The sequence below is a fragment of the Ornithinimicrobium carbonis genome, from assembly GCF_050703245.1.
Lineage (GTDB): Bacteria > Actinomycetota > Actinomycetes > Actinomycetales > Dermatophilaceae > Ornithinicoccus.
Map to the genome: position 1 here is coordinate 2,581,121 of NZ_CP192647.1, position 24,173 is coordinate 2,605,293.

Consider the following 24,173-nt stretch of genomic DNA (forward strand, 5'->3'; position numbering starts at 1 on the left):
GGGTATGCCGTCAGGCGGGGCGCGCGTCGCCGCGCACCTCGGCGAGGACCTCGCCGACGGTCCGCTCCACCGGCACGTCGCGCCGTGAGCCGCTGCGCCGGTCCTTGATCTCGATGGTGCCGTCGGCCAGGCCCTTGCCGATGACCACGATCGTCGGCACGCCCAGCAGCTCGGCGTCCTTGAACTTCACGCCCGGGCTGACCTTGGGCCGGTCGTCGTAGACCACCGTCAGCCCGGCCGCCTCCAGGTCCTCCACGAGGAGCTCGCCCTGGTCGAAGACGTCCTGGCTCTTGCCGGTCGCCACGACGTGGACGTCGGCCGGGGCCAGCGCCCGCGGCCAGCACAGCCCCAGCTCGTCGTGGGTGGCCTCCGCGACCGCGGCCACGGCGCGGGAGACACCCACGCCGTAGGAGCCCATGGTGACGGTGACCAGCTTGCCGTTCTCGTCGAGGACCTTCAGGTCCAGGGCCTGCGCGTACTTGCGCCCCAGCTGGAAGATGTGACCCATCTCGATGCCGCGGGCCAGCGTCAGCGGGCCGGCTCCGTCGGGGCTGGGGTCGCCCTCGCGGATCTCGCCGGCCTGGATGGTCCCGTCGGCGGTGAAGTCGCGGCCGAGCACCAGGTCGAAGACGTGCTTGCCGTGCTCGTCGGCACCGGTGACCCAGGCCGAGCCCTCGGCGACGGAGGGGTCGAGCAGGTACCTGATCCCCGACTCCTTCTGCAGGCCGAGCGCGCCCGGGCCGATGTAGCCCTTGGCCAGCATCGGGTAGGCGGCGAAGTCGTTCTCGTCGAAGGGGGCCCACTGCGCCGGTGCCACCTGGGCGTCCAGCCGCTTGGCGTCGACGTCGCGGTCACCGGGCAGACCGATCGCCAGCGGCTCCGTCGTGCCGTCCGGGTGGGTGAGCAGGACCACGACGTTCTTCAGCGTGTCGGCCGCCGTCCACCCACGACCGTCCGTGCGCGGATGCAGGGCGTCGGCCTGGGCGACCAGGGTGGCGATCGTGGGGCTGTCGGGGGTGTCCTCGACGTGCGCGGCCGGGGTGGCGGCGACCACGGCCGGGTCGACGGGGGGCGCCTGGGGCACGACGACCGCCTCGACGTTGGCGGCATACCCGCTGGCCTCGCAGCGCACGAAGGTGTCCTCCCCGTCGGGGCTGACCGCGAGGAACTCCTCGCTCGCGGACCCGCCCATGGCGCCGGAGTCGGCATACACGATGACGTAGTCCAGCCCGAGCCGTTCGAAGATCCGCACGTAGGCCTCCCGGTGCCGCTGGTAGGCGGCCTCCAGACCTGCGTCGTCGACGTCGAAGCTGTAGGAGTCCTTCATGACGAACTCGCGCCCGCGCAGCAGCCCGGCCCGCGGGCGGGCCTCGTCGCGGTACTTGGTCTGGATCTGGTAGAGCGTCAGCGGCAGCTCCTTGTAGGAGCTGAACATGTCCTTGACGGCGAGGGTGAACATCTCCTCGTGCGTGGGGCCCAGGAGCATGTCGTTGCCCCTGCGGTCCTGGAGCCGGAAGAGGTTGGGGCCGTACTCGGTCCACCGGTTGGTCGCCTCGTAGGGCTCGCGGGGCAGCAGCGCGGGAAAGCTGAGCTCCTGCCCGCCGATGGCGTCCATCTCCTCGCGCACGACGGTCTCGACCTTGCGCAGCACCTTCAGGCCCAGCGGCAGCCAGCTGTAGATGCCCGGGGCGGCCCGTCGGACGTAGCCGGCGCGCACGAGCAGCTTGTGCCCGGGCAGCTCGGCGTCGGCCGGGTCCTCGCGCAGGGTCCGCAGGAACAGGGTCGACAGGCGCATGGCCACGAGGGTGCACTCCTAGACTGGGAGAGGGTCCCGGGGACGGGCGGCGGGGTATGCCGTGCACGTCGCGTCCCGGGGTCGGGGGACCGTCGCAGACTACCCGAGCGCCCAGCCGTGGGCGGGCACGGCGAGTCCCCCCTGGGCACCGTCGAGGCTGATCTGCTCGTCGGTGAGGTTCAGGCCGATGGTCAGCCGCTGGTCCTCCTCCGCGCCCACCAGGTCGATCGCGGCCGTGGTGTCGGTGACGTCCCGGGCGGTGGCCGTGGCCGTCGTGATCCACGGGTGCGTCCGGCGCAGGTGGATGATCCGCTGGTGCTCCTCCAGCAGTGCTCGCCCGTGGGGCAGGAGATCCTCGGGGCTGTCCGGGAACGGTGGGCGCACGGAGTCGTCGCCGCCGGGCTGGTCGAGCTTCTCGCCGGTGAACCCCTGCTCGTCGCCGGCGTAGACGGAAGGGACGCCGGGCAGCAGCAGCGCCAGGGCGGCGGCGGTGCCGACGTGCCGCGGATCGGTCAGCTTGCTGGCGATCCGGGTGACGTCGTGGTTGCCGACGAAGGTCTGGGGCCGGAAGGCGGAGCAGAAGTCGGCGTGCCGGGTCAGCGCCCAGGCCAGCTCGTGCAGGTTGCCGTCGTTGAGCGAGCTCCAGACCGCCTTCCACAGCTCGTACTGGGTGACCGAGTGCATCCCGGAACGCTCGACGAAGTCGACGTAGTCGCCCTGGATCACCTCACCCAGGATCCAGGCGTCGGGGTGACGCTCCCGGACCCGGTCGATGATGGGCCGCCAGGCGTCGGCCCCCGGCGCGAAGGCGGCGTCCAGCCGCCAGGCGTCCACGCCTGCGGACAGCCAGTGGCACATGACGTCGACCACGTAGTCCTGGACCGGGGGGTGGGACAGGTCCAGCTCCACGAGGTCGAGGTTGCCCTCGAAGCCACGGGGGTACTCCCCCACCCATCTCAGCCACGCCCGCTCCTGCGGCGCAGCGTCCGGTGCGAGCGCCCGGCGCACGATCTCGTGATCCTCGGAGACGTGGTTGAAGACGCCGTCGAAGGCGACCCTGATGCCCTTGCTCCGGGCCTGGTCGATCAGCTCCCGCAGGTCGTCCTCGTCGCCGAGGCGAAGGTCGACCCGGTAGTGGTCGAGCGTGTCGTAACCGTGGCTGGTCGAGGCGAGGACGGGGCCGAGGAGCAGGCCGTTGGCACCGAGCTGCAGCAGGTAGTCGAGCCAACCGGTGACGCGGGTCAGCCGGTGGACCACCTCGCCGCCCTGCTCGGCGTGCTCCGCCGCGGTGTGCTCGGCCCCCACGAAACCGAGGGGGTAGAGGTGCCACCAGACGACCGTGTCGACCCAGCCGGGGCTCGTCGCAGCGCTCATCGCCCGGCCTCCAGCTCGGCGACGCCCGTCAGGAGCCGGTCGACCTCCTCGGCCGTCGTGTAGGGGGCGATCCCGACGCGCACGCCGCCGGCGGCGCCGAGGCCGAGCCGGTGGCTGGCCTCCCAGGCGTAGAAGTGGCTGGCCGGGGCGTTCACGTCCAGGGTCGCCAGGTGCCGGTGCACGGCGGCGGGCTCGACGTCCGCGAGGGTGAACAGCAGGGTGGGGGTCCGGTGGGCGGCCCGTGAGTGGACGGTCACGCCGTCGATCGCGGCGAGCCCCTCCTCGGCGCGGAGGCGCAGGGTCTCCTCGTGCTCGTGGAGCGCCCCGAAGGACCGGGTCAGGCGCTCCCGGCGGGACAGGCCTCCAGGGTCCGGGTGGGCGGAGGCTCCCTCCCCCTCCCACGCGAGACCGGCGAGGACGTCCACCGCGGCGGTCGTGCCCGCGAGCGCCTCGTAGGGCAGGGTGCCGAGCTCGAAGCGCTCAGGCACCGCGTCGCTGGAGGGGAGCAGCTTGTCCGGGCGCAGCTCCTCCAGGAGGTCGGCCCGGCCGCAGGTGACGCCGAGGTGGGGGCCGAGGAACTTGTAGGGCGAGCAGGCCAGCAGGTCCGCGCCCAGGGCCTCCCGGTCGAGCAGGTCGTGGGCCGCCAGGTGGACCGCGTCGACGTGGACGAGGGCACCGACGTCGTGGGCGGCACCGACGATGCCGGGCAGGTCGGGGCGGGTGCCCACCAGGTTGCTCGCGGCCGTGACCGCGACGAGCCGGGTGCGCTCCGACAGGACCTGCTGGACGGCCTCCACGGGCAGCTCGCCCGTCGCGGGGTCGAGCTCGGCCCACCGCACGGTCGCCCCGACGGCCTCGGCGGCGATCACCCAGGGTCGGACGTCGCCGTCGTGGTCGAGGGAGGTCACGACCACCTCGTCGCCGGGGCCCCAGCCGTGGCTGCGGGCCAGGGTGCGGGCCAGGTCCATGGTGTTCGCGGTCATGCTCCGCCCGAAGACGACCGTGGCGGGGTCGGTGCCGAGCAGGTCGCCCATGGCCCTCCTGGCCTCCCGGACGACGTCGTCGGCCAGCCGCTCGGCGGCGGTGACGGCGCCCCGGTTGGCGATCGAGGAGGTCATCGTGCGGGCGACCGCCTCGGCCACCGGTGCCGGGGTCTGGGAACCGCCCGGCCCGTCGAAGTGGGCCGTCCCGCCGGCCAGGGCGGGGAACAGCGCGCGGACCGCGGCGACGTCATACCTCATGCCGCCCAACCTATCGCCGCGACCACGCCGCCCGGGCACACGTCGGCCCCTCGACCCAGGTGGGTCGAGGGGCCGATGTGCACGCGAGTGCTCAGTCTTCCTTCATGGCCTGCCAGCGCTCCCGCAGCCGGTGGGCAGCAGCCTTGGGCTGACGGTCCCGCGTGAAGGCACCCTTCTTGTTGCCACCGACCCGCATGATCCCGGAGGTGGTGGCGAAGTCGGCGAAGTTCCAGACCTGCTCGCCGACCACGGCAGGGACCGCGTCGAAGGCTCGGTGGTTCGCGTCCAGGTAGTCGACCTGGTACTCCTCCGACCAGGGCTCGGCCGGCAGCTGGTGCAGACCGGGCATGGTGTCGGCGCCGTACTCGGTGATGATGATCGGCTTGCCCTCCGTCGCCCACGCCTCCAGCTCCTCACGGAACTGCCGCTCCGAGGCCGGAAGGTCGCCGGTCAGGACGTACCAGCCGTAGTAGCGGTTGAGCATGACCACGTCGGCGAACTGGGTGACCCGGCACTTGCCGTGGGGGGCCAGCATCACGTTGACGAAGCCGACCGGTCGGGTCGGGTCCGCCTCCCGGGCCACGTCGAAGAGCGGCCGGAAGTAGTCCTCCGCGGCCTCGGTCTCGCTCTCCGGCTCGTTCGCGATGGACCACAGCACCACGCTCGGGTGGTTCTTGTCGCGGGCGACGAGCTCGCGGATGTGGTCGGCGTGGACCTGCTGCGTCACGTCGTTGGCGGTCTCGGGCGAGAAGGTGGTGTAGCCCTGGCCGCCGAAGATGCCTCCGCCCAGGCCCATGTTCAGGCCCACGGCGGCCGTCTCGTCGATGACGACGATCCCCCGCTCGTCGGCGTAGTCCAGGACGTCCTCGCTGTAGGGGTAGTGCGACGTGCGGAAGGAGTTGGCGCCGATCCACTCCAGCAGCTCGAAGTCGCGCAGCATCAGGGCGTCGATGTGGGCCTTGCCCACCGTGACGTGGTCCTCGTGCATGCCGAAACCGGTGAAGTAGAACGGCTCGCCGTTGATGAGGAACTGCTCGCCGTCCACCGCCACCGTCCGCACGCCCACCCGCTGGTGGTAGCTGTCCACGGTGCTCTCTCCCTCGCGAAGCTGCAGCTCGAGGTCGTACAGGTAGGCGGCACCTGGTCGCCACAGGGTGACGTCGGGGACGGTGAGCGCACCGGCGGGGCCCTCGGCCGTGGCCACCTGCTGACCGTCGGCGTCGCGCAGCACCGCACGGACGGTCAGGCCCGCCGCGTCCACCACCTCGGTCGTGTACTCGACGGTGCCGGTGGTGTCCTCGACCGTGGTCACCACGGTGACGTCGTCCAGACGCGCGGTCGGCACGCTGGTGAGCCAGACCGGTCGGTGGATCCCCGCGTAGTTGAAGAAGTCGTGCCAGTAGATCTGGCGCTTCCCGTCGGGCGTGTCCTCGATCACCCCCGGAGGGATGGACTGGAAGGACAGGGTGTTGTTGACGCAGACGGTGAGGCGGACCTCCTCGCCCGCCCGGACGTGCTCGCCGATGTCGGCGGCGAAGGGGAGGTACCCGCCCTCGTGGGACACCACCTCGTGCTCGTCGACCCACACGGTGGCCCTGTGGGTCGCGGACTCGACGTAGAGACCGATGCTGCTGCCGTCCCAGCCCCGCGGGACGCGGACGGTGGTCTGGTACCAGACGTCGCCGAAGAAGTCGCGCGTCTCCTTGTCGGTCATCAGGTCGTTGAAGCTGGCGGGGACCGCCATCTTGCGGGCGTCCTGCAGTGGGCCTGCGAACCATCGCTGGTCGCGGCCGGCACCGTCGGCGTCCAGTCGGAAGTCCCACAGACCGTCGATCTTGCGGCGTTCACGGGTGGTGGTGTCCTGGGGGCGGAGCATGAAGAGTCCTCTCTCTGGTGGACAGGGTGGGGTCGTGAAGGGGTGGGACCGGTTCGCTCACTCGTTGACGGGGGCGAGGCCGGCGGCTGCCCGGCGTTCGGCGAGCACCGCGGCGTTGCGCTCCACCGTCGCCTTGTTCAGGGGGTAGAAGAACTGGAGGGCGACGGCCACCAGGATCAGGACGATCCCGGGGACCATGGTCGACAACGCGTAGATGCCGTTCAGGGTCCCCTCCGACTGCTGCACCTGCTGGTCTCCGGTGGTGGCCTGGTAGCCGACCCACCCCAAGGCCCAGCCGGCGAGACCTCCCGCCAGGGCCTGGCCCAGCTTGCGGGCCCAGGAGTAGATGCCGTAGATGGTGGCGTCGTCGCGCTCGCCGGAGCGCAGCTCCTCGTCGTCGATCACGTCGACGATGAAGGCCCAGATCATGAAGTTGAAGACCGCGATGGCCAGCTGCGAGACGGCGAAGAGGGCGATGAAGACCCAGGGACGGTCCTGCAGGTCCATGAAGTACGCCGAGATCAGCACGACTCCGCCGACGATCATGGCCACCACCGAGGACTCCTTCTTGCCGAACCGGGCGGCCAGGACGGGGCGACGAGGATCAGCAGGAGTGCGGGCGCCAGGCCCGCGAGCCCGGCCAGGGACTGCAGGCTGCCCTCGTTGAAGTAGTCGAGCCACAGGTAGGCGACCAGACCGCTGGGCAGGAGGTTGGCGATCAGGAGCAGAAGGGCCGCCACGACGAGCCCGGCCAGTGACTTGTTGGTCAGGACCGACCTGATCATCTGCGTGAAGGGGACCCGCTCCTTCTCCTCGCTGGGGGCGACCACACGCTCCCGGACCAGGGCGTAGCAGATGACGTAGAAGACGATGGCCAGCGCAGACATCGCGATCGCCGTCCACTGCAGCCGTTCGCCGGAGAGCACGGAGTTGCCGTCGACCTCGACGTTGACGATGGCCGGGACGACCGCCACGACGATGAGGGCAGCCAGCGTGGCACCGCCGGAGCGGTAGACCGACAGCGATGCCCGGTCCTTCGGGTCGCCCGAGATCACCGAGGCCATGGAGCCGTAGGGGATGTTGATGATGGTGTAGGCGATGGACCCCCACAACAGGTAGGTGATGACCATCCAGCTGACCCGGGCCCCGTAGGACTCCCAGCCGGCCAGGAAGTTCATGTACATCAGGGCGGAGGCGACCGCGACCGGCACCGCACCCTTGAGGAGCCACGGCCGGAACTTGCCCCGGGGACCGGGGCGACGCGTGTCGAGGAACCGTCCGATCCCGATGTCCGTGAAGGCGTCGAGCAGGCGCGCGACGAGCAGCAGGGTGCCCACGTGCGTCGGGTCGATGCCGACGACGCGGGTGTAGAAGGCCATGAAGAGGAAGGCCTGAAGGATGAAGGTGAAGTCGTTGCCGAAGTCTCCGAAGAGATAGCCGACCTTGTCCCGCCAGCCGAAGGGCCGGACCTTCCCGGGGATGCGGGTTCGCGTTGTGTCCATCGGGGCACTGCCTTTCATCATCGTTGATCCGGGCCTTCTCCGTGCCCGTTCCTTCATCGTGGACCGGAAGCCGTGCAGCGCACCCGGTGTTGCCGTCAGTTGCCGGGTATGCCGTCCGGTCGCCGCGCGGGGTGCAGCTCCCGGGAGAGCTCGAGGGCCCTCGGTGCCACGTCGGACGGAACGTCCCAGGCGTCGAGCACCCGCTCGAGCGCCGCGGACAGCTCCCCGTCCACGAGCGGGCCGACCAGCTCGGCCTGGCTGTCGGAGAACGGGGCACCGGCGCCGCGGGCGTGGAGCACCCAGGCGACCAGGACGCGCAGAGCCCCGTCCACGCCGCGACCGTCCGACGTCTCGAGGGCCGCCCGGAGCGCAGGGACGATCCGGACCGGGATCTTCTGCGATCCGTCCGCCGCGATCTGGGCGAGGAGGTGCCGGATGGCGGGGTTGCGGAAGCGGGTGACCAAGGCCTCCGTATAGGCACGGAGCTCCTCCTGCGCCAGCGCCAGGTGGGGGATGGCGGTGTTCCACCACTCCTGCACCCACCGGACCACCTGCTCGTCCTGCATGGCGCCGGACACCGTCTCGTGACCTCGGATCGACCCGGCGTAGGCGAGCAGCGAATGGGCCCCGTTCAGGAGCCACAGCTTGCGCGTCTCGTACGGACGGACGTCGTCGGTGAAGACGGCGCCGGCCGTCTCCCAGGGCGGCCGGCCGGCGACGAAGTCCCCCGCCAGGTCCCACTCCACGAACGGTTCGGTCACCACCACCGCGGGGTCCGGCGTCCCCGTGATGGCCTGGACCCGGTGCACGTCGTCCTTCGTGGGGCGCGGAGTGATCCGGTCCACCGCCGTGCTGACGAAGCTGACGTGGCCCTCGATCCAGGCCGCCAGCTCCGGCGACGTGTGACGGGCAGCTCCCAGCACCACGCCCCGGGCCACGCTGCCGTTGCCGGGGAGGTTGTCGCAGGGCACCACGGTCAGCCCTCCGGCACCCGCGCGCCGTCGACCGTCGAGCGCCCAGGCCACCCTCACCGGCATGGTGGTGAGGTCCTGGGTCCGACCGTCGAGCCAGGCGTCGAGGTCGGCGGACACCCGTTCGTCCGTCAGGTCGAGGTCGCCGTCGACAGTCGCGCAGTAGCCCGCCTCGGTCACCGTCGTGGTGAGCACGGCGACCTCGGGGCGGGCCAGGAGCCGGGCCAACGTGCCGAGGTCGTCCCCCGGTCGGGCCATGACGACGCTCTCGACGACCTCTGCCTGCGACCCATCGGCGGCGTCGACCATCAGTGTGTACAGGCCGTCCTGCTCGTTCAGCTGGTCCGCGACCGCGCTCGACCGCCCGGTGAACGCCGCGATCCCCCACTGCTGGTCCGGGGGGAGGGTCTGGTTCGCCCGGTGCGTGTACCAGGCCTGATGGGCCCGGAAGAAGTTGCCCAGTCCGAGGTGGACCATCCGGACGGGCGGGGCCGGACGGGTGCGGCTGAGCCGGTCGCCGCTCACAGTCCGAACACCTCCCTGGGCTGGGTCTCGACGAGATACCGGGCCGTCTCCTGCGCCTCGTCCTCGGTGAGTCGGTGCTCCGCCACCAGGCCCGCGAGGAACCCGCAGTCCAGTCTCCGGGCCATGTCGTGCCGTGCTGGGATCGACAGGAAGGCACGGGTGTCGTCGATGAAGCCGGAGGTGCGGGAGAAGCCCGCGGACTCGGTCACGGCGGCCCGGAACCGCTTGATGGACTCGGGGGCGTCGATGAACCACCAGGGCACGCCGATCCGCACGCCGGGGTAGAAGCCGGCCAGCGGGGCGAGCTCCCTGCTGTAGAGGGTCTCGTCGATCGTGAACACCACGAGGGTGAGGTCGGGGTCGGTCCCGTGGCGGGCCAGTGCCGGGGCGAGCGCGCGGGTCGCCTCCACCGCGATCGGGATGTCGGCCCCGACGTCGGCACCGAAGCGCTCGAACGTGCCCGGATGGTGGTTGCGGTGGACCGCGGGGTGCAGGGTCATCGTCAGGCCGTCCTCGGCGGCCATCCGCACCATCTCGCACACCATGTGGCGGCGCAGCCGGTCACCCTCGGTGCTGCTGATCGTGGTGGACCGGGCCTGCTGGTAGAGGTGCTCGGCCTCGTCGGGGGCCAGGGGTTGCGTGCCGAGGTCGCGGTGGCTGTGGTCCGTCGAGACGGCACCGTGCCGCCTGAAGTAGGCACGGCGGTCCTCCATCGCTGCGACCCAGCCCGCGTACGTGTCGCAGGACTCCCCGGACACCTCCGACAGTCGGTCGACGTCGGTGTTCCAGGTGGCTGCGGCTGGTTCGAGGTACCGGTCGGGGCGGAAGGTCGGGACGACCCGTCGGGTGAAGGACGCGTCCTCCGCCAGGGCCCGGTGGTGGTCCAGGTCGTCGCACGGGTCGTCTGTCGTCGCCAGGAACGCGATGTCGAAGGCGTCCATGAGCGCCCTGGGTCGTGAGCTGTCCCGTGCGATCCAGTCCGCCACGGCGTCGTACACCTGGTCGGCGGTCTCCGCCGACGGCACGACGTCGATCCCGAAGACCTCGACGAGCTGGGTCTCGAACCACAGCTTCATCGGTGTCCCCCGGAACAGGTGCCACCGTTCGCAGAAGAGCCGGAACGCGGCCCGCGACGCCTGCGGTGACAGCTCGACCTGTCCCACCCCGAGGTCGGCCAGGTCGACTCCGCTGGAGTGCAGGATCCGGGTGACGTAGTGGTCGGGGGTGATGAGCAGTGAGGTGGGGTCCCGGAACGGGGTGTCCTCGGCCAGCCACGCGGGCGGGACGTGGCCGTGCGGGGAGATGATCGGCAGATCCTGGACCTGCTGGTACAGGTCCCGCGCGACCCTCCTCACCGACGGCTCGGTCGGCAGCAGACGGTCGGGGTGCAGGTGCATTCGCTCAGCCATTCTCAGAATCCTTCTCTAGCCCGGACCACGGGTCCACCGGAACGGCCGTACCGGCACGAGGCACGACCCACACCTCATCCAAACGGTCGCGGGGCGCTCCTGACCGTGCTTGCCGGTTGTTGCCCCCCTCCGCATCCAGGCTGTCCAGCCCCGGGCCTGCGGCGTAGTCTCCCGACATGGCGACCACGAGCCCTGACCCCACCTGCACCCTCGTCGGTGGCCCGCACATGCAGGTCGGCGACGAGCAGCTGGACGGCCTTGTCCGGGGTGCGGTGGCCGAGCTCCCCGACCTGGGTGGCCAGGACGTGGTTCTCGTCGTCCCCGACGGCACCCGGTCCTGCCCCCTTCCCCTCCTCGTCGGCACGCTGCACCGGCACCTGTTCCCCGTCGTGGGGTCGCTCACGGCGGTGATCGCCCTGGGCACGCACTCCTACATGGAGCCCGAGGAGATCGACCGGCTCCTCGGCGTGGGCGGTGATGGACAGCCCGCCACCCTGGAGGAGGCCTACCCGGGCCTGCGCGTGGTCAACCACGAGTGGGCCGACCCCGACATGCTCGTCGAGGTGGGGACGATCCCGGCGAACCGGATCTCGGAGCTGTCGGAGGGACGCCTGGAGCGGGACGCCCCCATCGTCATCAACCGGCACGTCGTGGAGGCCGACACCGCGATCATCGTCGGTCCCGTCTTCCCGCACGAGGTCGTCGGGATCTCCGGGGGGAACAAGTACTTCATCCCCGGCGTGGCCAGCCAGGAGTTCATCGACATGACCCACTGGGTGGGGGCGCTCATCACCTCGACGGAGATCATCGGCACGACCGGGATCACGCCGGTCCGAGCCATGATCAACGAGGGGGCGGCGATGATCCCGACCCGCCGGCTGGCCCTGTGCTGCGTCGTGCGGTCTGGCAGCGGCGACCTGGAGGCGGCCGCCTTCGGCACGCCGGAGGAAGCCTGGGCCGCCACCGCGGCGATCGCCTCCGAGACGCACGTGGAGTGGTTGGACGAGCCGATGCACCGCGTCATCGCCGTCATGCCGACCCGCTACGACGACATCTGGACCGCGGCCAAGGGGGGCTACAAGACCGAGCCGGCGATCGCGGACGGCGGCGAGGTGGTCATCTACGCCCCGCACGTGACCGAGGTCTCGGAGGTCCACCACGAGATCTACGACATCGGTTACCACTGCCGCGACTACTTCGTGAAGCAGTGGGAGAGGTTCGAGCACATCCACTGGGGAGTGCTGGCCCACTCGACCCACCTGCGCGGGCAGGGGACCTACGACCCGCAGACCGGAGAGGAGCGCCTGCGGATCCGGGTGACCCTGGCGACCGGCATCCCCCGCGAGGTGTGCGAGCGGATCAACCTGGGCTACCTCGACCCGGCCACCGTCGACCTGGAGGCCCTCGCCGACGAACCGGGGACCACCGTCATCCCGAACGCCGGGGAGGTCCTGTACCGCGTGCGTCCCTGACCGGCCCGGTGGACTCCCGCACCCTCAGCTCGACCGGGAGCACCGACAGCTGCTCGCGCTGCTCCACCTGACCGGTGGCCATGCCGATGACGTGCCGGCCGGCCGTCTCCCCCAGCAGCGTCACCGGTTGCGCGACGGTGGTCAGGCCCACCAGATCGGCCGGCAGCGTGTTGTCGAAGCCGACCACGCTCACGTCTCCCGGCACCTCGGCGCCGAGAGCCTCCAGCCCCCTCAGCAGCCCGACGGCCACCATGTCGTTGTAGGCGATCACCGCGGTCAGTCCGCGCCCCACGACGTCCTGCGCTGCACCGCGTCCCCCCGCGAGCGTCGGGGTGACCGGACCGACGCGGACGTCGGTGAGGGAGAGCTCCATGCACGCCTCCCGCACGGCCCGCCACCGGGAGCCGTCGGCCCAGGACGCCCCCGGCCCGGCGACGTAGCCGATCCTGGTGTGCCCCAGGGTCGCCAGGTGCTCCACTGCCCGCCGGATGCCGCGCGGCGTGTCGGGAAGCACGCACGGCAGGCCGGGCACCCGCCGGTTGAGGACCACGACGGGGACCTTGCGGGCCAGCCCCCGGATGTCGGTGTCGGACAGCCGGGAGGAGGTGACGATCAGTCCGTCGACGAGCGGCAGGTGCCGGGCCAGCATCCGTCGCTCCTCCTCGGCCGACTCCCGGGCGTCCGCGACCAGCAGCGAGAAGTCGTTGTCGGCCGCTGCCTTCTCCGCCCCCCGGATGATGCCGAAGTAGAACGGGTTGGTGATGTCGCTGACCGCGAGTGCGACCACCCGGGTGCGGGTGGGGGACGGTAGGCGGTGCAGCTGCTCCGAGCGGTACCCCAGCCGCTCCGCGACGTCGTGGACGCGCCTGGAGGTCTCGCTGCTGACGCGTCCGGGGCGGGAGAAGGCCCGGGACACCGTCGAGGGGCTGACCCCGACCTCGCGCGCGACGTCGTAGATGGTGACCCTGGCCCTTCCCCTGCCCTCGTCCCCCTCGCCGTCGACAGGGTCCGCGTCGTCGCGGACGGGCCCGTCCTGCTGCTTCATCCGGTCACGGTACCGGCCCGGCAACCTTTGGCAACCGGAGCGCTGTCGGCGCCGCCCCCGCGACGATGGCTGTACGCCACGAGAGGGAGACCACCCATGACCACCACCGTCCCCGCGCCCGCCCCTGAGACCGCCTCCGCCGACGTCGGTGTCGTCGGCCTGGCCGTCATGGGCGCCAACCTGGCCCGGAACCTGGCCCGCCACGGGCACGCCGTGGCCGTCCACAACCGCAGCGCGGCCCGCACGCAGACCTTCATGGAGACCCACGCGCACGAGGGTCGCTTCGTGCCCGCGGAGGACCCAGCCACCTTCGTGGCGTCGCTGACCCGACCCCGGCGCATCGTCCTCATGGTCCAGGCGGGTCCGGGCACGGACGCGGTCATCGACCAGCTGGTCCCCCTCCTGGATGAGGGCGACATCGTCGTCGACGGTGGAAACGCCCACTACGCCGACACGCGTCGTCGCGAGGAACAGCTCCGCGGGATGGGTCTGCACTTCGTGGGGGCCGGCATCTCCGGCGGCGAGGTCGGCGCGCTGGAGGGGCCCTCGATCATGCCCGGCGGGTCGGTGGAGTCCTACGCCGCGCTGGGCCCGATCCTGGAGAGCATCGCCGCACAGGTCGACGGGGAACCGTGCTGCGCGCACATGGGCACCGACGGCGCCGGCCACTTCGTCAAGATGGTCCACAACGGCATCGAGTACGCCGACATGCAGTTCATCGCCGAGGCCTACGACCTGCTGCGTGCCGGAGGCGTGGACCCGTCCGCGATGGCCGACGTCTTCCGCAGCTGGAACGAAGGAGACCTGGACTCCTACCTCATCGAGGTGACCGCCGAGGTGCTCGCCCAGCGCGACGCCCGGACCGGTGGAGCCCTCGTCGACTCGATCGTGGACGCCGCCGGCCAGAAGGGCACCGGCAGCTGGACCGTGCAGGCCGCCCTCGACCTGGGCGTGCCCGTCAACGCCATCGCCGAGTCGGTCTTCGCCCGCTCCGCCTCCAGCCACCCCGAGCTGCGTGCGGCGGCCCGCAGCGCGCTCACCGGCCCGGACCGCACCGGGATCGACGGCGCCGACCCCGCGTTCGTCGAGGACGTGCGCCGCACCCTGTGGTCGGCCAAGGTCGTCGCCTACGCCCAGGGGCTGCACCTGATCCGGGTCGCGTCCCAGACGTACGGCTGGGACGTCGACATCGCCGAGGTCGCCCGCATCTGGCGGGCGGGGTGCATCATCCGGGCCCGCCTGCTGGAGCGGATCCGCGGCGAGTACGCCGCCCAGGACCTGACCACCCTGCTGGAGGCACCCAGCATCCGCGACGGGCTGGCAGAGTCGCAGGACGCGTGGCGCCGGGTCGTGGGTGCCGCGGCGGCCTCGGGCGTCCCTGCTCCTGGCTTCTCCGCCGCGCTGGCCTACTACGACACCCTCCGTGCCGAGCGGCTTCCGGCTGCCCTCGTCCAGGGACAGCGTGACTACTTCGGGGCCCACACGTATCGTCGGGTCGATGACGACGGCACCTTCCACACCGCCTGGTCCGCCGACCGTGCGGAACTGCGCATCTGAGGCACCCGCCGAGCTGCGGCCCGTCGTGGACCGCGTGACCGAGGCCCTCGACGGGGTCCACCGGCTCGGCGTCGCCTTCTCCGGCGGCGTGGACTCGGCCACCCTGCTGGCGCTGTCCCTGCGGCTCCTGGGACGGGAGCGGGTCCTGGCGATCACGGGGGTCTCCCCCAGCCTGGCGGCCCGCGACCGGCGGCGCGCCCGGGACGTCGCCGACGGCCTGGGCGCGACGGTGGTCGAGGTCCCCACCCACGAGGGCGAGCGGGAGGACTACCGCCGCAACGGGCCGGACCGATGCTTCTTCTGCAAGGACGAGCTCTTCAGCGTCATCTCCGACGACCTGGTCTCCGAGCACGACCTGGACGCCGTCGCCTACGGCGAGAACGCCGACGACGCCCGTCGCCCGGACCGCCCCGGCGCGGGCGCGGCCCGTCGGCACCGGGTGCTCCGGCCGCTGGCCGACGCGGGTGCGGACAAGGCCACCGTCCGGGCACTGGCCCGCTGGTTGGAGGTGCCCACCGCGGAGGCCCCCGCCTCGCCATGCCTGGCCTCCCGGATCCCGCACGGCCAGGAGGTCACCCCCGAGAAGCTGGGGCAGGTGGAGGCGGCGGAGGACGCCGTCCTGGCCCTCGGGGTGCGCGACGTCAGGGTGCGCCACCACGGCGACCTCGCCCGGATCGAGGTCGCGCCCGCCGACCTGGCGACGGTCCTGGAGCACCGCGAGGAGCTGGTCGCCGCGTGCCGCACGGCCGGCTTCCGGCACGCCACGGTCGATCTGGCCGGCCTGCAGTCGGGCGTGTTCACCCTCGAGGCCCTCGGCCTGAGGGCCGCCCGGTGAGCCAGGAGGACGGCACGGCGCCACCGCCCTCCTTCCGGCTGGCGGTCGAGGACTTCGACCTCGACCACGAGCGGACCCGCCGTCGGGGCTACCCCGAGGCCGTGCTGTGCGACGTCAAGACGGTCGACCAGGTCCGGCGCATCGCCGCCGACTGCCGCGAGCGCTCCGCGGGCCCCGTGCTGTTCACCCGCGCCGACCCCGAGCGCGCGGCCGCCGTGATGGGCGAGCTGCCGGACGCCCACCACGAGCCCCGCGCCCGGCTCGTGGCCTGGCCGCCCGAGCCGCCCGCACCGACCGGCGGGCTGGTCGTCGTCGTCAGCGCCGGCACCTCCGACCTGCCGGTGGCCCTGGAGGCCGGGACCACGGCCCGCTACCTGGGCCGGTCGACCGAGCTCGTGGTCGACGTGGGGGTCGCCGGCCTGCACCGCGTCCTGGGCCGGCTGGAGCTGCTGCGCCGTGCCCGGGTCGTCGTCGTGGCGGCCGGGATGGACGGCGCCCTGCCCTCCGTCGTGGCCGGACTGGTGTCCGCCCCCGTGGTGGCCGTGCCGACGTCCGTCGGGTACGGCGCCAGCTTCGAGGGGGTCGCCGCCCTCCTGACGATGCTCAACAGCTGTTCGCCCGGCGTGGCCGTCGTCAACATCGACAACGGTTACGGCGCAGGCCATCTCGCCGCTCAGATCGCGGCCCCCGAGGGACCGTCCTCCCCGCCCGGGGACCAGCCCGACTCCTGAGCCCCCGCCTCGGCGGCCCTGAGCACGACCCGGAGGGGGACACCGTGCGCCTCCGCCACGGCGCGACAGTCCTCCAGCTCCGGTGTCGCGGAGAGGATCCGACCCCTCCGCGTGCCCAGCTTCACGCGGACCACGCCCCAGGGCACCGCCACCTCGACCCACCGGCGCTCCAGGGCGGTGCGCCGCACGGCGTGCGAGCGCACGCCGAGGGTCGAGGTGTGCGCCACCAGGACGTCCACCATCAGGTCCCGGTCACGCGTCGCGGCGAGCACGGAGACCACGGTGCCCGGGCGACCCTTCTTCATCTGCACGGGGGCCAGCCAGGCGTCCAGCGCACCGGCCGTCAGCAGCTCCTGGACCACCGAGGGCCACACCCGGGGGTCGAGGTCGTCGACGGTGGCGGCCAGCTCCACCAGATCCTCGTCCTCAGCCCGGGCATCCCCCGACCCGGCTGGAGCGGCCGCACCGCCCCCGGCCTCCAGCAGGACGACCCTGGTCACGTTGGCCCGGCCCGCCACATCCCGCGTCCCCGCGCCCGTGCCCACGCCCACGACCCGGCCCGAGGGTCCAGGGACCGTCGCCTCCCCCAGCGCCGCGAGCAGGGCGACCCCGGTCGGGGTGGCGCACTCCCCCGTCAGTCCCGGGTCGTCGGCCGCCTCCAGGTGGGTCTCGGCGAGCACCCCCAGGACGGCCGGGACGGGCACCGGCATCACGCCGTGCTCGGTGCGCACCGTCCCGGAGCCGAGCCCGACCGGCCCGCAGGTCAGCCGCCCGACCCCCAGGTCCGCCAGCGCCGCGCACACGCCGACCACGTCGGCGACCGAGTCCCACGCGCCCACCTCGTGGAAGTGCACCTCCTCCTCGGGCACCCCGTGCGCCCGGGCCTCGACCCGGGCGAGCAGGGAGAACGTGGACAGGGCATCCGTGCGCACCCGCTCCTGCAGCGGGGCGGTCGAGAGCAGGTCGCGCAGGTCCGCCCACGCGCGGGCCGGCGGCGCCCCCGTAACAGCGACGTGGACGTGCACCGCCGCCAGACCGGACCGCTGCACGCGGTCGGACCTCAGCCCGACCTCCCCGGGCAGCACCGCCTCCACGGCGGCGCGCACGACCGACAGGTCGGCCCCGGCGTCCAGGAGGGCTCCCAGGAGCATGTCCCCGGCCACCCCGGCGGAGGCGTCGACCCATCCGTCCCGTTCCACACGGGCGACCCTACTGCCGGGCCGACCACGCGCCATCCGGCGGCCGACACCCCGCCGACGGATTCCGGTCGGGGACACGCCCGCTCCTACGATGCGGGGGTGAAGCTCGCCGCCGACGACCTCCGTCCCGTGACCGACCCGCACCTGCGCGGAGACCTGCGCTCGTGGACCGACGTGGAGCTGCCCGGTCTGGACCGTCGCGCCGAGGTCTACGCCTGGCTGCCCCCGGGGTACGACGACGGTGAGGAGCGCTACCCCGTCCTCTACCTGCACGACGGCCACAACGCCTTCCTGCCCGGGCGGTCCTTCGCCGGTGCGGCCTGGGAGGTCGACGGCGCCATGACCGACCTGGCGCGAGATGGCATACCCGCGATCGTCGTCGCCGTCCCCTGCTCCCCCACGGGGCGGGCCGAGGAGTACACCCAGTACGCCATGCCCGGCGAGGGCGGCGGCCGGGCCGCGGACTACGCCTCCTTCCTCGTCGACCACCTCAAGCCGGCCGTGGACGCCGTCCTGCGCACCCGTCCGCAGCCCGAGCACACCGTCACCGCGGGCAGCTCCCTGGGCGGGGTGGTCTCGACCTACCTGTGGGAGCGGCACCCCGACGTCTTCGGCGGGGCCGGCGTGTTCAGCCCGGCCTTCTGGTGGCCGGGCGAGCAGGCCCTGCTCGACCTGGAGGCCGCACTGCCCGGACGCGCGCCGGGCCGGGTCTACGTCGACGTGGGCGGGCACGAGCGGCCCGACGACGCCGACATCGAGCGCCGCTACGTCGAGGACGCCGAACGCCTCGTGCGCGCCCTTCGGGACGCCGGGGTGCCGGTGCGCTACGTCTACGACTCCCAGGCCCACCACGCCGAGCCGGCCTGGGCGGAGCGGTTCCCCTCCGCGGTGCGGTGGTTGCTGCGGGGGTATGCCGTCGCGCCCCCCGCGCAGGTGCCCCCCGTCCCGGTCGACCCGTCCGGGGACGAGCCGCCGGCCGCCGCGACCGGGTCGGGGACGTGAGCACCACCAGCGCGGAGCGCACCGGCTCCCGGCCCGACCCGGCGCTGCGCGCCCGGGCCAACCTGCTGCTGGCCCTGACCGCGGCGATCTGGGGCCTGGGCTTCGTCGCACAGCGCCTCGGGGCCGACCACATGGGCGCGATGAGCTTCAACGCCGCCCGGTTCGCGATCGGGGCCGTGTCGCTGCTGCCCCTGATCTGGTGGTTCTCCCGACGACGGCGGACCGCCCCGATCGTCGCCCCCGAGCCTCCGGCCGGCGAGATCTTCGACGAGACCCCACCCAGGGTCGGGGGCTCCCCGCTGCTGCCGGGACTGGCCGCGGGGGCCGTCCTGTTCTCCGCGGCCGGGCTGCAGCAGGTGGGCATCGCCACGACCACGGCCGGCAAGGCGGGCTTCATCACGGGGCTGTACATCGTGCTCGTGCCGGTCCTGGGCCTGGCGCTCGGGCACCGCGCCGGCACCCCCGTGTGGGTCGGCCTCGGCCTGGCCGTCCCGGGCCTGTGGCTGCTCAGCATGACCGAGGACCTGACGATCGCCACCGGTGACCTGCTCGTGCTGATCGGTGCGCTGTTCTGGGCGCTGCACATCCTCGTCATCGACCACTTCGTGCGGACGGTGGACGCGCTGAAGCTGTCCGCCGCCCAGTTCGCCGCCTGCGCGCTGCTCTCGGCCGGGGCCGCGGTGATGGTCGAGGAGCGACCGTTCGCAGGGTTCGCCCCGGCCCTCTGGGCGGTCCTGTACGGCGGTCTGTTCGCCGTCGGCGTCGCCTACACCCTCCAGGTGGTCGCCCAGCAGCACGCCAAGCCCTCCCACGCGGCGCTCATCCTGTCCCTGGAGGCGGTCTTCGGCGCCCTGGGCGGGTGGCTGCTGCTCGGTGAGGTGATGAGCGGGCGGATGCTCCTGGGCGCCGCGCTGGTGATGACCGGCATCCTCGTCTCCCTGCGCGGAGGGTCCCGGCATCCGTGATGGGGTGGGCACCATGACCGACGCATCCGCACCGCCGGACACCACCGACGCCGACCCCCACCGCTGGCTGGAGGAGGTCGAGTCGCCGCAGTCGATGGACTGGGTGAGCAGCCGCAGCACCGCCGCCGAGGACCGCCTGCGCTCCCACCCGGTCTTCGAGCCGCTGCACGCGCAGCTGCAGGAGGCGCTCGAGGCGCCCGACCGCATCCCCCTGGTCGGCCAGGTGGGCGAGCACCTCTACGGCTTCTGGACCGACGTCGAGCACCCCCGCGGGGTATGGCGCCGCACCACCTGGGAGTCCTACCGCACCCCGGACCCGGACTGGGAGGTCCTGGTCGACGTCGACGCCCTCTGCGAGGACGAGGGCACCTCGTGGTGGCAGGGCGCCAGCGTGCTGCGGCCCACGCACGACCGCGCGCTCGTGCATCTCTCCCGCGGCGGGGCCGACGCGGGCACCACCCGTGAGCTCGACCTGACCACCCTGGAGTGGGTGCCGCAGCCCGAGGGGTTCGCCAAGGGCGAGGCCAAGGGCCGGCTCGCCTGGCGCGACCGGGACCACGTCTACCTCACCACGGCGGCGGACCCCACGGGCGCGACCCGGTCCGGCTACCCGCGGACGGTGCGCCTCTGGGAGCGTGGCACGCCGGTGGAGCAGGCCCAGGTCCTGCACACCGTCGGCGAGGACGACCTCGGGCTGTTCGTCGAGCACGACCAGGAGCTCGGCCGCACCCTGCTGCGCCGGGCGGTCGCCTTCTACGCCTCCGAGACCATGGTGCTGACCGACGACGGGCCGGTGACCCTGCCGGTGCCCACCAGCGCCGACGTCTCCGTCCACCAGGACCACGTGGCCCTGCGGCTGCGGGAGGACTGGCCCCCGGGGGCGGGTCGCGCACCTGGGCTCAGGGCAGCCTGCTCGTCTCCCCGCTGGCGGACGTCCTCGGCGGGGAGGCCGACTGGTCGGCCGTCTTCGTCCCCGACGAGCGCTCGGCGCTCGTGGACCTGACCTGGACGGCCTCCCGCCTGGTGACGACCGCGCTCGTCGACGTGCGCCATACCGTCCGGGTGCACTCCCCCGCACCGGACGGGACCTGGACCAGCGAGGACCTCACCGCGACCCTCGACGTGGGACTGCGCACGGTGAGCGTGTCCGCGGTCGACGCCCATCGCGGCGACGACCTGTGGGTGGTTACGACGGGCTTCCTGGAGCCGATGGAGCTCTCGGTGGCGCACCTGGGCCCAGGGACGGGCGCAGAGACAGGCCCACGGGTGGCCCTCGAGCCCGTGCGGCAGGCGCCCGACCGGTTCGACGCCATCGGCCTGGAGGTGTCCCAGCACTGGGCGACCTCCGCCGACGGCACCCGCGTCCCGTACTGGCAGGTCGGCCCCGCCGACCTGCCGACGGACGGCTCCACCCCCACCGTGCTCCACGGCTACGGCGGGTTCGAGCACGCCCTGACCCCCGCCTACGACCCGGTCGTGGGCCGCGCCTGGCTCGCCTCCGGCCACGTCCACGTCGTCGCGGGGATCCGGGGCGGCGGCGAGTTCGGGCCGCGCTGGCACCGGGCGGCCCTGGGTCCGCACCGGCACCGGGCCTACGAGGACTTCGCCGCCGTGGCCCGCGACCTCGTCGCCCGCGGGGTGACCTCGGTGGAGCGGCTCGGCTGCACCGGCCGGTCCAACGGCGGGCTGCTCGTCGGCAACATGATCACCGGCTACCCCGAGGACTTCGGCGCGGTCGTCTGCCAGGTGCCCCTGCTCGACATGCGGCGCTACCACCTGCTCCTGGCCGGGGCGTCGTGGACGGCGGAGTACGGCGACCCCGAGGATCCCGCGCAGTGGGAGTGGCTGCAGACGTACTCCCCCTACCAGCGCTTCGACCCCTCCCGCCCGACGCCCGCGGTCTACCTGGCCACGTCCACCCGGGACGACCGGGTGCACCCCGGGCACGCCCGGAAGATGGCGGCGCTCCTGCAGGAGCACGGACGGGACGTGACCTACTGGGAGAACACCGAGGGCGGGCACGGCGGGGCGAGCACGGCGGCCCAGTGGGCGACCTGGCACGCCCTCGCCTGGACGTTCCTGCACGAGCGGCTGACCGGCTGACGCGGGCCGGCCGGGCCGCCCGCTCAGGCGGCGTCGACCGGTTCGGCCGGGGGCTCCGCCCGCCGGACGAAGAGGCTGCCCGCCACGGCCGCGAGCGACACCAGCGCCCCCGCGAGCAGCGCGGCGTGCACGCCCTTCATCAGCGCGTCCGCCGGGTCCGTCCCGGCCTGCGCCCCGGCCACCTGGGCGGTGGTCATCACGGTGATGAACAGGGCGGTGCCGGCGGCCCCGGCCACCTGCTGCATCGTGGAGACGATCGCGCTGCCGTGCGGGTAGAGACGGCGGGGCAGCGACCCCAGGGCGTTGGTCATGAGCGGGGAGAACATCAGGGCCAGACCGGTGTTGAGCACCACGTGCCAGGCCACCACGGTCGTCAGGGAGGTCTGCGGCCCGAACGTGGTGGTCATCCCCCACAGCGCGGCGGAGGCGACGGCGGCGCCGGGCAGGACCAGCGGCCGGGGCCCGGTCCGGTCGAAGGTGCGGCCCACGACGTACCCCAGCAGCCCCATGACGAGACCGCCCGGCAGCAGGGCCAGGCCGGTCTCCAGCGTGGAGCGGCCCAGGACGTTCTGCAGGTAGATCGGCAGCAGGATGAGCGTGCCGAACAGCGCCATCATCGTCACGGCCGCGAGCGCCACGGCGAGGCTGAAGGCCGGTGTCGTGAACGCCCGGACGTCCATCAGGGCCCCGTCCCCCAGCGACGTCTGGCGCAGCACGAAGAGCGTGAGCGCGGACAGCCCGACCACGAGCGGGATCCACGGCTGGACCGCGGCGGTCCCCTCCGCGGCGGAGCCGATGCTGCTGAGCCCGTAGACCGTGGCCGCGAAGCCGACGGCCGACAGGACCACCGAGAGCACGTCCAGCGGGACCCTGCGGGGGGTCGTCACGTTGCGCACGAGCACGGCACCGACGGTCAGGGCGGTCAGCGCCACGGGCAGGACGAGCCAGAACATCCAGCGCCAGGTCAGCACGTCCAGCACGATCCCGCCGACGGTGGGGCCGACCGCGGGGGCCACGGCGATGACGATGGAGATCACGCCCATCGTGCGACCCCGCCGGTGCGCGGGCACCACGTTGAGGACGGTGGTGAACAGCAGCGGCATCATCAGCGCGGTGCCGACCGCCTGGACGACCCGACCACCGACGAGGAGCGGGAAGCTGACGGCCAGGGCGGCGGCCAGCGTCCCGAGGCTGAAGAAGGACATCGCCGCCACGAACACGGTCCGCAGGCTCAGCCGTGTCAGCAGGTAGCCGGTGACCGGGATGACCACCGCCATGGTCAGCATGAAGGCCGTGGTCAGCCACTGCGCGGTGGCGGCGCCGACGGAGAACTCCTCCATCAGCTCCGGCAGCGCGACCGACATGATGGTCTCGTTGAGGATGACCACGAAGGCCGCGGCCACGAGCAGGCCGATCAGCCGGGCCGCCCCCTCGGGCATCTCGGAGGACGCGGCCGACGTCGGGGTGGCCGGGCGGGTGGTGGTGCTGGTCACGCAGGTCCTCTTTCGCCGGTGGCGGGCCGCACGGCCCGCAGGCTCCCAACGCCCCGGGCGCGCTGGACATTCCGAGGGTGCGCTCGGTCGTGGCCGCAGGAGACCGGCACCGACGGGTCGCGGCTCAGAGCAGGACGGTGGCGAAGGTGCCCGTCCGCTCAAACCCGACCCGGGCGTAGGTGCGGACGGCCGGCTCGTTGAAGTCGTTGACGTAGAGCGTCACGGTCGGGGCCACGTGCCGCAGCGTGTGCTCCACGACCGCGGCCATGGCCGGGACGGCGATGCCGCGCCCGCGCAGCTCGGGGTGGACCCAGACCCCCTGGACCTGGGCGACCCCCAGCGCCACCGAGCCCAGGTCGGCCTTGAACACCACGCGGCCGTCCTCGACCCGCACCAGGGAGTGGCCCCGCTCGACCAGGCCGGCCACGCCCTGCCGGTAGGACAGCCCGCTGCCCTGGTAGGGGGGGTAGCCGATCTCCTCGGTGAACATCGCGGCCGCCGCCGGCACGAGCAGGTCCAGCTCCTCGGCCCGGGCGGGGCGCACCGCGGGGTCGACCGGGACGCCGGCCAGGAACGGCGAGGAGCTCGTCGTCATGACGTACTGGGTGGGCCGCACCTCGCGCGCCGGTCCCCACTGGCGCTCCAGGCGCCCCCACAGGTCGAGCACCTGGTCCGCCGGACCGAACACCGAGCTGGCCCAGGTCCGCCGCTTGACCACCTTGGCGGCCAGGGCGGCCAGCGCCCGGTCGTGGGCCTGCACGGGCACGACGTTGGCCGAGCACCAGCACAGCGCCCGCTCCCCGCCCGACTCGTAGCCGAACAGCGGTCCCCGGGTGCCGGCCAGCCCGGTCTCCTCGATGCGGGCGGCCACGAAGACGTTGGCCACGGGGTCCTGGGCGCAGACCTCCAGGGCAGCCTGGACGTCGGGCCTGCCGTAGGCCCGCACGGGAGTCAGGCCGCGCAGCATGGTCCCAGGGTGCCGTATGCGGTGGCGCCGGGCGAGAGGGACCCGCGGGCGGGGTGGGGAGGCCGGGTGGGCGGTCCGTCGGGGCGGGGTGAGAAAGTGGTGCCCCAGACC

The 24,173-nt window shown here is 72.9% G+C and carries 18 protein-coding genes and 1 pseudogene; 8 read left to right on the forward strand and 11 right to left on the reverse strand.

The genetic code is table 11. The annotated features are described in order from the left end of the window. Positions 1–10: 10 nt before the first annotated feature. From ACQ95T_RS12905 to uxaC, 7 genes and pseudogenes are all read right to left on the reverse strand, one after another. Positions 11–1,795, reverse strand: a complete 1,785-nt coding sequence (locus tag ACQ95T_RS12905) for a proline--tRNA ligase (protein ID WP_425941186.1) — start codon at positions 1,793–1,795, stop codon at positions 11–13. A gap of 99 nt (positions 1,796–1,894) precedes the next feature. Continuing rightward, complete coding sequence (locus ACQ95T_RS12910) at positions 1,895–3,169, reverse strand: alpha-amylase family glycosyl hydrolase (protein ID WP_425941188.1); 1,275 nt, start codon at positions 3,167–3,169, stop codon at positions 1,895–1,897. Continuing rightward, positions 3,166–4,410 carry a cysteine desulfurase-like protein gene (locus ACQ95T_RS12915; RefSeq protein WP_425941190.1) on the reverse strand — a complete coding sequence of 415 codons (1,245 nt, stop codon included), beginning with the start codon at positions 4,408–4,410 and terminating at the stop codon, positions 3,166–3,168. Before ACQ95T_RS12915 ends, ACQ95T_RS12910 begins: the two co-directional genes overlap by 4 nt. Before the next feature lie 91 nt (positions 4,411–4,501). Continuing rightward, the gene (uidA, locus tag ACQ95T_RS12920; RefSeq protein WP_425941192.1) at positions 4,502–6,286 is read right to left on the reverse strand and encodes a beta-glucuronidase; all 1,785 of its coding nucleotides are present in this window, start codon (positions 6,284–6,286) and stop codon (positions 4,502–4,504) included. Between the two features lie 57 nt (positions 6,287–6,343). Beyond that, positions 6,344–7,845: pseudogene (locus ACQ95T_RS12925) on the reverse strand (MFS transporter). A 38-nt stretch (positions 7,846–7,883) separates the two neighbouring features. Next, positions 7,884–9,284 carry a mannitol dehydrogenase family protein gene (locus tag ACQ95T_RS12930; RefSeq protein WP_425941195.1) on the reverse strand — a complete coding sequence of 467 codons (1,401 nt, stop codon included), beginning with the start codon at positions 9,282–9,284 and terminating at the stop codon, positions 7,884–7,886. After that, positions 9,281–10,693 carry a glucuronate isomerase gene (gene uxaC / locus ACQ95T_RS12935; protein ID WP_425941197.1) on the reverse strand — a complete coding sequence of 471 codons (1,413 nt, stop codon included), beginning with the start codon at positions 10,691–10,693 and terminating at the stop codon, positions 9,281–9,283. The genes ACQ95T_RS12930 and uxaC overlap by 4 nt, the downstream gene beginning before the upstream one ends. 176 nt (positions 10,694–10,869) lie before the next feature. Here uxaC and ACQ95T_RS12940 point away from each other — a divergent pair, with 176 nt between their 5' ends. Then, entirely contained in the window at positions 10,870–12,165 is a 1,296-nt protein-coding gene (locus ACQ95T_RS12940) for a lactate racemase domain-containing protein (protein ID WP_425941199.1), read from the forward strand. Here the strand turns inward: ACQ95T_RS12940 and ACQ95T_RS12945 are convergent. After that, positions 12,122–13,210, reverse strand: a complete 1,089-nt coding sequence (locus tag ACQ95T_RS12945; protein WP_425941201.1) for a LacI family DNA-binding transcriptional regulator — start codon at positions 13,208–13,210, stop codon at positions 12,122–12,124. The two genes, ACQ95T_RS12940 and ACQ95T_RS12945, sit on opposite strands and share 44 nt — an antisense overlap. 96 nt (positions 13,211–13,306) lie before the next feature. Between ACQ95T_RS12945 and gndA the strand changes: the two genes are divergently transcribed. The 3 genes from gndA to larB are packed head-to-tail and all read left to right on the forward strand — an operon-like array spanning position 13,307 to position 16,333. Then, positions 13,307–14,767, forward strand: a complete 1,461-nt coding sequence (gene gndA, locus ACQ95T_RS12950) for an NADP-dependent phosphogluconate dehydrogenase (RefSeq protein ID WP_425941203.1) — start codon at positions 13,307–13,309, stop codon at positions 14,765–14,767. A gap of 25 nt (positions 14,768–14,792) precedes the next feature. Continuing rightward, positions 14,793–15,602, forward strand: coding sequence for an ATP-dependent sacrificial sulfur transferase LarE (gene larE, locus ACQ95T_RS12955; protein WP_425941205.1), 810 nt, complete (start codon positions 14,793–14,795; stop codon positions 15,600–15,602). Continuing rightward, positions 15,599–16,333, forward strand: a complete 735-nt coding sequence (larB, locus tag ACQ95T_RS12960; RefSeq protein ID WP_425941207.1) for a nickel pincer cofactor biosynthesis protein LarB — start codon at positions 15,599–15,601, stop codon at positions 16,331–16,333. The genes larE and larB overlap by 4 nt, the downstream gene beginning before the upstream one ends. Here larB and larC read toward each other — a convergent pair. Next, entirely contained in the window at positions 16,276–17,532 is a 1,257-nt protein-coding gene (gene larC, locus ACQ95T_RS12965; protein WP_425941209.1) for a nickel pincer cofactor biosynthesis protein LarC, read from the reverse strand. The genes larB and larC overlap by 58 nt on opposite strands. A gap of 99 nt (positions 17,533–17,631) precedes the next feature. On the opposite strand from larC, the gene ACQ95T_RS12970 reads away from it, so the two are divergent. The 4 genes from ACQ95T_RS12970 to ACQ95T_RS12985 are packed head-to-tail and all read left to right on the forward strand — an operon-like array spanning position 17,632 to position 21,602. Continuing rightward, entirely contained in the window at positions 17,632–18,534 is a 903-nt protein-coding gene (locus ACQ95T_RS12970) for an alpha/beta hydrolase (protein ID WP_425941211.1), read from the forward strand. Next, complete coding sequence (locus ACQ95T_RS12975) at positions 18,531–19,499, forward strand: DMT family transporter (protein ID WP_425941213.1); 969 nt, start codon at positions 18,531–18,533, stop codon at positions 19,497–19,499. Before ACQ95T_RS12970 ends, ACQ95T_RS12975 begins: the two co-directional genes overlap by 4 nt. A gap of 13 nt (positions 19,500–19,512) precedes the next feature. Next, a complete protein-coding gene (locus ACQ95T_RS12980) occupies positions 19,513–20,502 on the forward strand; it encodes a hypothetical protein (RefSeq protein WP_431472989.1) in 990 nt (329 codons plus the stop codon). Continuing rightward, on the forward strand, positions 20,493–21,602 hold the full coding sequence (locus ACQ95T_RS12985; RefSeq protein WP_431472990.1) for a prolyl oligopeptidase family serine peptidase: 1,110 nt from the start codon (positions 20,493–20,495) through the stop codon (positions 21,600–21,602). Before ACQ95T_RS12980 ends, ACQ95T_RS12985 begins: the two co-directional genes overlap by 10 nt. 23 nt (positions 21,603–21,625) lie before the next feature. Here the strand turns inward: ACQ95T_RS12985 and ACQ95T_RS12990 are convergent, their stop codons facing one another. Further along, on the reverse strand, positions 21,626–23,041 hold the full coding sequence (locus ACQ95T_RS12990) for an MDR family MFS transporter (RefSeq protein ID WP_425941816.1): 1,416 nt from the start codon (positions 23,039–23,041) through the stop codon (positions 21,626–21,628). A 178-nt stretch (positions 23,042–23,219) separates the two neighbouring features. Then, positions 23,220–24,062, reverse strand: coding sequence for a GNAT family N-acetyltransferase (locus ACQ95T_RS12995; RefSeq protein WP_425941217.1), 843 nt, complete (start codon positions 24,060–24,062; stop codon positions 23,220–23,222). Positions 24,063–24,173 lie beyond the last annotated feature (111 nt).